This is a genomic window from Methylobacterium bullatum, assembly GCF_014845095.1.
GTDB lineage: Bacteria > Pseudomonadota > Alphaproteobacteria > Rhizobiales > Beijerinckiaceae > Methylobacterium > Methylobacterium bullatum.
The window spans coordinates 1-7,755 of sequence record NZ_NKUG01000168.1; the positions used below are offsets into that span (position 1 = coordinate 1).

Genomic DNA, 7,755 nt, shown 5'->3' on the forward strand with positions numbered 1-7,755 from the left:
GGCGATGCCGCCGCCGGTGCCAACGACATCGCCGGGTGCCAGCGGGTCGCCCGGATGATCCGCCGCGACGGCGTCGTCATGCCGTCACCGCTCATGTCGCTGGCCGCCCTCGATCTGAAGTATCTCGAAGCGGCGCGGTAAGTCCGATCTCATCTCGACGACGAGAAACGGCCCCTTGCGAGGGGCCGTATTTCGTTGGTCACCGGCCTCGCAGCCTGTTCGACCCGATGCGTCTGCGAATGCTCGTGCCAGAGTCGACCATCCGCCAAAGTCGATCATCCCAAGCCATCACCTCATCCTGAGGTGCCCGCGTCAGCGGGCCTCGAAGGAGGCCTCCAGAAGCCGCTTCGATATCTGGAGCCCTCCTTCGAGGCCTTCGCTACGCTACGGCACCTCAGGATGAGGTAAAGTCTTGGAAACACACTTGAAACCAGTGGTAAAATCTGACGTTTGGTGCCCGCCGCCGGGGCTGCCCACGACCCATTGCGGACTCGTGATTGGACGTGAGACACTGCAGGCCAGACGCCCTGATTGTCGAACACGATGCCTCCACCCTTCAAGGTCGAACTGGCCGAACACAATCCACATTGGTCGGTAGCGGCACTCGCGGAAGCGTCCGTTCTGCAGGATGCGCTCGGTTCAGCCTTGTTGATCGTGCACCACATCGGATCAACGGCCATCCCAGGCTTGAGGGCGAAGCCAATTCTCGATCTCCTGCCCGTCGTCCGAAGCATCGGCGAGATGGACTTGAGGAAGACGAACCTCGAACAAATCGGTTACGACTGGTGGGGTGAGTTTGGGCTTCCCGGGCGGCGTTACGTCACAAAGGACGAGCCGGGCACCGGGCGGCGTCTTGTCCAAATGCACTGCTATGAAATCGGTGCGCCGGACATCGACCGGCATCTCGCTTTTCGCGACCACCTTCGGGAGCGACCGGAGATCGTTGCCTCCTACGAGCATGAGAAAGCTCGCTGCCGGGCACTCTATCCCAACGACTCTCACGCGTATGGCGCATGCAAGAGTGCATGGATCGAGGCCGTTGAAGCTGCCGCTCTGGCTGATTGGCGGCGCTCCTCATTATGACGGGACCATTCATCTAAACCGTACGACAGCTAACGACCCATTGCACCCGTTGCGCGTCGCTGTTTCGGTGAAGCGAGCACAACGCCGAGCCATCCGTCATGAGCCATGAACTCTACCGCGTGATCCGCCTGCTCGAACGAGAGGGTATACACTACCGCCTTGACCGCCATCGCGATGACAGCATCCTGATCACAGCGACTCTAGTGGGCGAGCGTATCGAGATCGACGTGTTCGAGGACGGGCACGTAGAATATTCCCGGTTCCGGGGTAACGAAGATGTAGAGGATGAAATCCCCATCCTCGAAATTCTGCTCCGCGAGCAAGGTAGGGAGTGACACCACTTCTGCCTTTCAACTTAGGCGGAAGAGACCACAAAGCGCTGGATTGATCGCGCCGTCGCCTCAGCCCTGGCCTTCTGGCCCAATCGAGTACCGAGGGCCATGTGTTCGCGCTCGATGCACAGGAGATATTTCACCGCTTCCGCGAGTGGTCTTCCACTCCGAAAATCGGCAACGACCTTATGCAGATAGTCATCGTATTCGTCGGCGAACGGCTTCTGATCCCATGACTCACCCTCTGTGAGAAGCCCGACGGGGTCCCATTCCTTCCAGCCAATATCCCGTAGGCGGGACAGCGTGATGGGTAGATCAGTGCTCATCGACGGGATGCTACCATGAATGTCATTTTTCCACCCATCGGGGACGCTCAGGGCGGGTTCCATCCGTCAGGTTTTGACTGCTCGCCTCAACGACGGCCCTGATCGCCGATCGGCTCAGGCGATGCGGTCGCCCGTTTCCAGATGAACGCCACGGCGACGACGAGCACGGCGCAGATCGCGGCAGCGGCCTGGTGCGCGTGGGGCACGGAGGCCACGTGTTCGGCGATGTAGGGATCGGTGACGATCATCTCGCCGGCGATCCAGCCGAGAAGCGCGGCGCCCGCCCAGATGACGAGGGGAAACCGCTTCAGCAGCGTCGTGATGAGGGAGGCGCCCGCCACGATGAGCGGGATCGACAGCAGCAGGCCGAAGACGAACAGCGAGACCTCGCCCTTCGCCACGGCGGCGATGGCGACCACGTTGTCGAGACTCATGACCGCGTCGGCGATGGCGATGGTCCGCACCGCCTTCCACAGGGTCGCGCTGTCCTTCACCGCGTGACCTTCCTCGTCTTCACCGAGGGCGAGCTTCACCGCGATCCAGAGGAGCAGGAGCCCGCCGCCGATCCGCAGGAACGGCACCGCCAGCAGATAGGTGATGACGACGGCGAACAGGATGCGCAGCCCCACGGCCGTCCCCGCGCCCAGGAGGATGCCGGTCCGGCGTTGCTCGGGGGGCAGGGATCGGCAGGCCATGGCGATGACGACCGCGTTGTCGCCGGAGAGGAGCAGGTCGATCCAGACGATCTGCAGCACCGAGACGAGGAAGTGCGAGTCGAGAAAGTCCATCGGCGCTTTCGGTCGGGTCGGGGTGGCAATGGAGACAGGTGAGCGGCCCCCCCGCTCGAAAGCGGATCGACCTCGGCCATGACCCGGCACATCGTGCCGGAGCCAGTGCAATGCAAGCGTCGGTCACGCTCTGCGCGATGGCGACGGGAGATTCCCTATCGGTACAGCACGACGTGCGGATAGACCTCGATCGTGTCGCCGGGCTCGATCGTGGTCACCTCGTCGTGGAGCGCCGCCAGCCCGTCGCTGCCCGTGAGCGAGGTGAGGAGGCCGGCCCCGTCCCGGGGGAACTTCACCGCCTCCAACCCGCCATCGGCGACGCGCCTCAGGCCGACGCGCACGAATTCGCGGCGGCCGGCCTTCTTGCGATAGGCGAAGGTGGAGCGGACCGGGATCGCCAGGGGTGCGTCGAGACGTTCGCCGCCCAGGCGCGCCAGCAGGGGGCGCACCACGAAGAGCAGGGTCACGTAGGCGGCCACGGGATTGCCCGGCAACCCGACGAAGGGCGTGCCCCGCACGACGCCCATGGCCACCGGACGGCCCGGCTTGATGCCGAGACGCCAGAACACCAGGCTGCCGACACTCTCCACCGCCGGTTTCACGTGGTCCTCCTCGCCGGTGGAGACCCCGCCGGAGGTGAGGAGGAGATCGTGGGCGGACGCCGCCTCGGCGAGGTGGGCTGCGAGAACAGCCCGGTCGTCGCGCAGGATTCCGAGGTCGCTCACCTCGGCGCCGAGGCGCTTCAGCAGGGCGACCAGCATCACCCGGTTGGAATCGTGGATCGCCCCCGGCGCCAGGACGGCCCCCGGTTCGGCCAGTTCGTCGCCGGTGGAGAACACCGCCACCTTGAGACGGCGGCGGACGGCCAGGGACGAGCGGCCGGTGGCGGCGGCCAAGGCCACGTCCTGCGGCGAGAGGCGCCGCCCGGCGGTGACGATGGTGCCGCCCTTGGGCACATCCTCGCCGGCGAGCCGGCGGTTCGCCCCGTGCTTCAAGCCCGGCGGCAAGACGATGCCGGTCCCCTCCAGCGTCACGTCCTCCTGCATGAAGACCGTGTCGGCGCCGCCCGGCATCCGCGCGCCGGTGAAGATGCGGACCGCGCTCGGGCCGCCCGCCATCGTCAGTCCGGCTTGGCCGGCGGCGACCCGGCCTTCGACGATCATCCGCGTCTCAGCCGAAGGGGCGAGGTCGGCATGGCGCACGGCGTAGCCGTCCACCGCCGAATTGTCGAAGGGCGGCAGGTCGATCCCGGCGGTCACGTCCTCCGCCGCGACGCGTCCGTCCGCCTCGTGCAGCGGCACGGTCTCGATCCCGGCCAGGACGGGAAGCCGCTCCGCGATCAGCGCGAGGGCGTCGTCGACGCTCATCAATCGTCCGCCGAAGGCGAAGCAATCGTCAGTCAGCTGCGCCATGGCCTTCGATCCTGTTCAGGATGGCATCGACCGGTTCCGCCAGGGACGCGACGAGATCGGCGATGGCCGCCACGTCGTCGAGATCGACCACGGGGATCCCCGCATCGGGGAACGCCCGGTCGCTGGCGATGGCGACGATGTTCTCGTCCTGCGGATGAAGCGGCGGACGGCCGTTGGCGTTCCGATGGATTTCGATCTTTGGATGGCCCTCGCGCTTGAAGCCCTCCACCAGCACGAGATCGCAGGGGCCGAGACGGCGCAGCAACTCGGCGAGGCTCGCCTCTTCGCCGTCGCGCACCTCGTGCATCTGCACCCACCGGACGGCGGACGAGATCAGCACCTCCGACGCGCCCGCCTGGCGATGCCGGTACGAATCCTTGCCCGGCTGATCCACGTCGAAGGCGTGATGCGCGTGCTTGATGGTGGAGACCGTCAGCCCACGGGCGATCAGCGCGGGGATGAGCTTGGCGAGCAGGGTGGTCTTGCCCGCCCCGCTCCAGCCGGCAAGGCCCATGACCCGCATGGCGTGCTCCGTCATGACAAGGTCCGCGCGCGGGGAAAGCCGAGTTCGGCCAGCGCCGAATCGGTTTCCGGCTCGGCGAGGAGGGAGAGGAAGGCGGCGAGCGCCGGTTCCCGCGCCCGGTCCTCGGCATAGGCGAAATCGTAGCGCTCGTCGGTGAGCGGCAGGCAGCCGAGGCCGTAGGCGCGGGCCACGCTCTCGATGGCGACGCCCCAATCCGCCCGGCCCTGGGCCACGGCGGCGGCCACGGCGTTGTGCGAGCGGGGCTGGTTCCAGAACCCCGGAGGCCGGGCGCCGTTCAGCACCCCGTCGATGAGGAGCCGCGTCCCCGAGCCGGTGTTGCGGTTCACCATGATCGCGTCCGGGTCGCGGACCAGGGCCGAGACCGCCTCCGCCGCGTCGCGTCCCGCGAACCGGGCATCGCCGGGGCGGAACACGACGCCCTGCATGCGCCCCCAGCCTTCCGCGAGGCGCAAGCCCGGCGTGAGGAAAGGCGTGTTGTAGCGGCCGGTCTCGGGGTCGAGGAGATGCATCGCGGCGCTGTCGCATTCGCCCCGCTTGAGGGAGGCGAGGCCTCCGGAGGAACCGACCCAGATGGTGCGCGCCCGGATGCCGCGCTCGGCCAGGCGTCCGACGATGGCGTCGAGGCCGATGCAATGGCTGCCTACGATGGTAAGGTCGGGCGCGCGGGAGCCGGCCCCGATCCGCGACAGGCTCACCCGCTCGCCGGCCTCCATCCCCGCCCGCGCGGCGGGAATCGCGAAGAAGCCGTCGGCCTGGGAGAAGGCCGTCACCGAGCCGGAGCCCTTGGAGAGCGGGACCGCGACGGGAGCGTCCCGTCCATGGGTGAGCGAGGCCATGACGAATTCCATCCGCCCGCGTTCGGAGGCGATGCGCTGGGGAAGGACAGCCTCGACGCTGTCCTCCTCCCGTGGGGGAAGCCCCGCCAGCGACCGGACGAGCGGCACCACGAAGTCGTGGAAGGTGAACATCGCGGAGGTCGGGAAGCCCGGCAGCACGACGATGGCCTTGCCCTGCGCCTTGGCGAGGCAGAGGGGCTTGCCGGGCTTGAGGGCGACCCCGTGGACGAGGATGCCGGGGTCGCCGAGGCGCGAGAGGATGCGGTGCGAGACGTCGCCCGCCCCCTTCGAGGTCCCCCCTGACAGGACGACGACGTCGCAATCCGAGAGTGCCGCACGGATCGCGGTCTCGAGGGCGGCCTCGTCATCCGCGACGATGCCGAAGGGCACGGGGTCGCCGCCATTCTCTTCGACCGAGGCGGCGATGATGGCCCCGTTCGAATCGTAGATCCCGGCGGCCGGCAGGGGCTGGCCCGGAGCCACCAGTTCGTCGCCGGTGGACAGCACGGCGATTCTCGGGCGGCGCACCACCTCGACCGCGGCGAGGCCGCAGGCGGCGAGCATGCCGATTTCCCGCGCCGTGATCACGGTGCCCTTGCGCAGTACCGTCTCGCCGCGTGCCATGTCGGAGCCGGCATAGCCGACGAACTGCCCGGGTGCCGCCACCCGGTCGAGATCGATGGCGAGCGGTCCTTCGCCGGATGCGATCCCCGTGGCCTCCACCATCACCACCGCGTCGGCTCCGCGCGGCATCACGCCGCCGGTGGCGATGGCCGTCGCCGTGCCCGGCAGGACGACGAGCCGGGGCGCGACGCCGCAGGCGAGGATCTCGTGATTGAGGCCAAGCCGGCGCGGCTCGGCCTGGCTCGCGCCCATCGTGTCGGAGGCGCGGAGGGCGAAACCGTCGACGAGGGCGCGGTCGAAGGGAGGCACGTCGATGGGCGAGGCGACATCACCCGCCAAGGCGCGTCCGAGGCAGGCGGCCAGCGGCACGCTCTCCGCCGGCAGCGCGGCATGCGGGATCGCCGTGCGAAACCGTGCGACGGCCTCGTCCCGGCCGACCACCTGGAGGAACTGCTCCTGGCGTGCCGCGCGCGACAGCCTCGCCAGGAAATCCTCTTTCGTCTCAGCTCCGTCGGGGCGGTTCACAGGGGCACGACCTCGATCCACTCGCCTTCAGGGTAGCCTTCCCGCTCCGGCGGCACCAGAACCGCGCCCTCGGCGAGGATCAGGCGACGCAGCGGCAGATCCCCGCCGCCGATGGGCTCCACCCCCTCCCGCGTCCTCCGCACGAAGACGATCTCGCTCATGCCGACGGTGGAGGCGATCTTCCGGGTCAGGCGGCCTTTGACGCCCTCGGGCGGACTCGCTCCGGAGAGACGGGCCAGCAAGGGCCGCCCGAGGGCGAGGAATGTCGCGAGGGCGGCGTCCGGCCGGCCGGGCAGCAGCAGGACCGGGACCGCCCCGATCCGCCCGAAGCCGGCGCTCTCCCCCGGATGAAGGGCGATCCCGTGCGCGTCGAGGCGGCCCGTTCGGGCGAGGGCCTCCGCGCTGTGATCGGCGCGGCCGAACCCGGTGCCGCCGACGACGAACACCGCGTCGGCCCCATCGACCCGCAGCGCGGCGATGATGGAGTCCACGTCGCGGGCGGAGTCGCTCGACGTGACGCGGCCCCCCGCCGCCGCGACCCAATCGGCGACAGCCGAGGCGGACCCATGACCGATTCCGACGATGTGGATATGGGGGCTTCGGACCACGACCGTCTCGATCCCGGCGCCAAGGAGGGCAAGGGCACGGAGCGGCGTCAAACGCTCGCCGGCCCGCGCCAGCACGTCCCCGCGCGCGACCTCCTGACCGACGCGGGAGATGCCCTCGCCCTGCGCCGCATCGGCGACGATGTCCCCGTCGGCGCCGACCGCGTCCGGCATCAAGACGGTGTCGGTGCCCGGCGGCAGCACGTCGCCATCCTCCACCCATGGGGGCGGTCCTCGCAGAGCGACGGGTGCGTAGGGGGAGGCGCCGGTCACATCCCCGGCGGCCACGGCCCAACCGTCCCGGCGCGCGCGCGGCTCGACGGGACGATCGGTGAGGGCCACCCCATCCTCTGCGAGGACGAAGCCGATCCCGTCCCGGACGGGCACGAGGATAGGGGCGACGGGCGCGACCGCGAGAAGCCGCACCAAGGCCTCGTCGAGGGGCATCGAGGCCGAAGTGGCGGACCGGATCGACATGCGCGAAGACGGATGCGGCATCGCGGGCGGGTGAGCAACCCCGCCCGTGACGGATCAGCCGAGCGGTGGCCGGCGGGGCAGACGGGATGCGTTGCCCCGGCTAAAAGCCGGTCCGGTCGGATGTTTCAGCGGATCCTCATGCCGAAGGCGACCGGCTGCCGAAGTCTGTCATCCAATCAGACGACCTCATCCTTGTAACTTAC

The 7,755-nt window shown here is 68.8% G+C and carries 8 protein-coding genes; 2 read left to right on the forward strand and 6 right to left on the reverse strand.

The genetic code is table 11. From position 1 onward, the window contains the following. The first annotated feature begins 531 nt into the window (after positions 1-531). Together MBTS_RS20480 and MBTS_RS20485 are read left to right on the forward strand one after the other, a co-directional pair. Entirely contained in the window at positions 532-1,083 is a 552-nt protein-coding gene (locus MBTS_RS20480; protein ID WP_244973601.1) for a GrpB family protein, read from the forward strand. Positions 1,084-1,181: 98 nt separating this feature from the next. Then, complete coding sequence (locus MBTS_RS20485) at positions 1,182-1,418, forward strand: hypothetical protein (protein WP_192216361.1); 237 nt, start codon at positions 1,182-1,184, stop codon at positions 1,416-1,418. A gap of 20 nt (positions 1,419-1,438) precedes the next feature. Here the strand turns inward: MBTS_RS20485 and MBTS_RS20490 are convergent, their stop codons facing one another. From MBTS_RS20490 to MBTS_RS20515, 6 genes are all read right to left on the reverse strand, one after another. Next, the gene (locus MBTS_RS20490) at positions 1,439-1,804 is read right to left on the reverse strand and encodes a hypothetical protein (protein WP_192216362.1); all 366 of its coding nucleotides are present in this window, start codon (positions 1,802-1,804) and stop codon (positions 1,439-1,441) included. A 23-nt stretch (positions 1,805-1,827) separates the two neighbouring features. Next, a complete protein-coding gene (locus tag MBTS_RS20495; protein ID WP_192216363.1) occupies positions 1,828-2,529 on the reverse strand; it encodes a TerC family protein in 702 nt (233 codons plus the stop codon). Between the two features lie 155 nt (positions 2,530-2,684). Continuing rightward, a complete protein-coding gene (locus MBTS_RS20500; protein WP_192216364.1) occupies positions 2,685-3,941 on the reverse strand; it encodes a molybdopterin molybdotransferase MoeA in 1,257 nt (418 codons plus the stop codon). Continuing rightward, complete coding sequence (gene mobB / locus MBTS_RS20505; RefSeq protein WP_056148821.1) at positions 3,925-4,464, reverse strand: molybdopterin-guanine dinucleotide biosynthesis protein B; 540 nt, start codon at positions 4,462-4,464, stop codon at positions 3,925-3,927. The genes MBTS_RS20500 and mobB overlap by 17 nt, the downstream gene beginning before the upstream one ends. A gap of 11 nt (positions 4,465-4,475) precedes the next feature. After that, the gene (locus MBTS_RS20510; RefSeq protein ID WP_192216366.1) at positions 4,476-6,470 is read right to left on the reverse strand and encodes a molybdopterin biosynthesis protein; all 1,995 of its coding nucleotides are present in this window, start codon (positions 6,468-6,470) and stop codon (positions 4,476-4,478) included. Next, positions 6,467-7,552 (reverse strand): molybdopterin-binding protein, encoded by a 1,086-nt coding sequence (locus MBTS_RS20515; RefSeq protein WP_192216367.1) that lies wholly within the window; start codon positions 7,550-7,552, stop codon positions 6,467-6,469. Before MBTS_RS20515 ends, MBTS_RS20510 begins: the two co-directional genes overlap by 4 nt. Positions 7,553-7,755 lie beyond the last annotated feature (203 nt).

Excerpts from the sequence above, each read along its gene's own strand:
- MBTS_RS20485 (WP_192216361.1), top strand. The coding sequence starts at position 1,182 with ATGAGCCATGAACTCTACCGCGTGATCCGCCTGCTCGAACGAGAGGGT.
- MBTS_RS20490 (WP_192216362.1), bottom strand. The coding sequence starts at position 1,804 with ATGGAACCCGCCCTGAGCGTCCCCGATGGGTGGAAAAATGACATTCAT.
- MBTS_RS20495 (WP_192216363.1), bottom strand. The coding sequence starts at position 2,529 with ATGGACTTTCTCGACTCGCACTTCCTCGTCTCGGTGCTGCAGATCGTC.
- MBTS_RS20500 (WP_192216364.1), bottom strand. The coding sequence starts at position 3,941 with ATGGCGCAGCTGACTGACGATTGCTTCGCCTTCGGCGGACGATTGATG.
- mobB (WP_056148821.1), bottom strand. The coding sequence starts at position 4,464 with ATGCGGGTCATGGGCCTTGCCGGCTGGAGCGGGGCGGGCAAGACCACC.
- MBTS_RS20515 (WP_192216367.1), bottom strand. The coding sequence starts at position 7,552 with ATGTCGATCCGGTCCGCCACTTCGGCCTCGATGCCCCTCGACGAGGCC.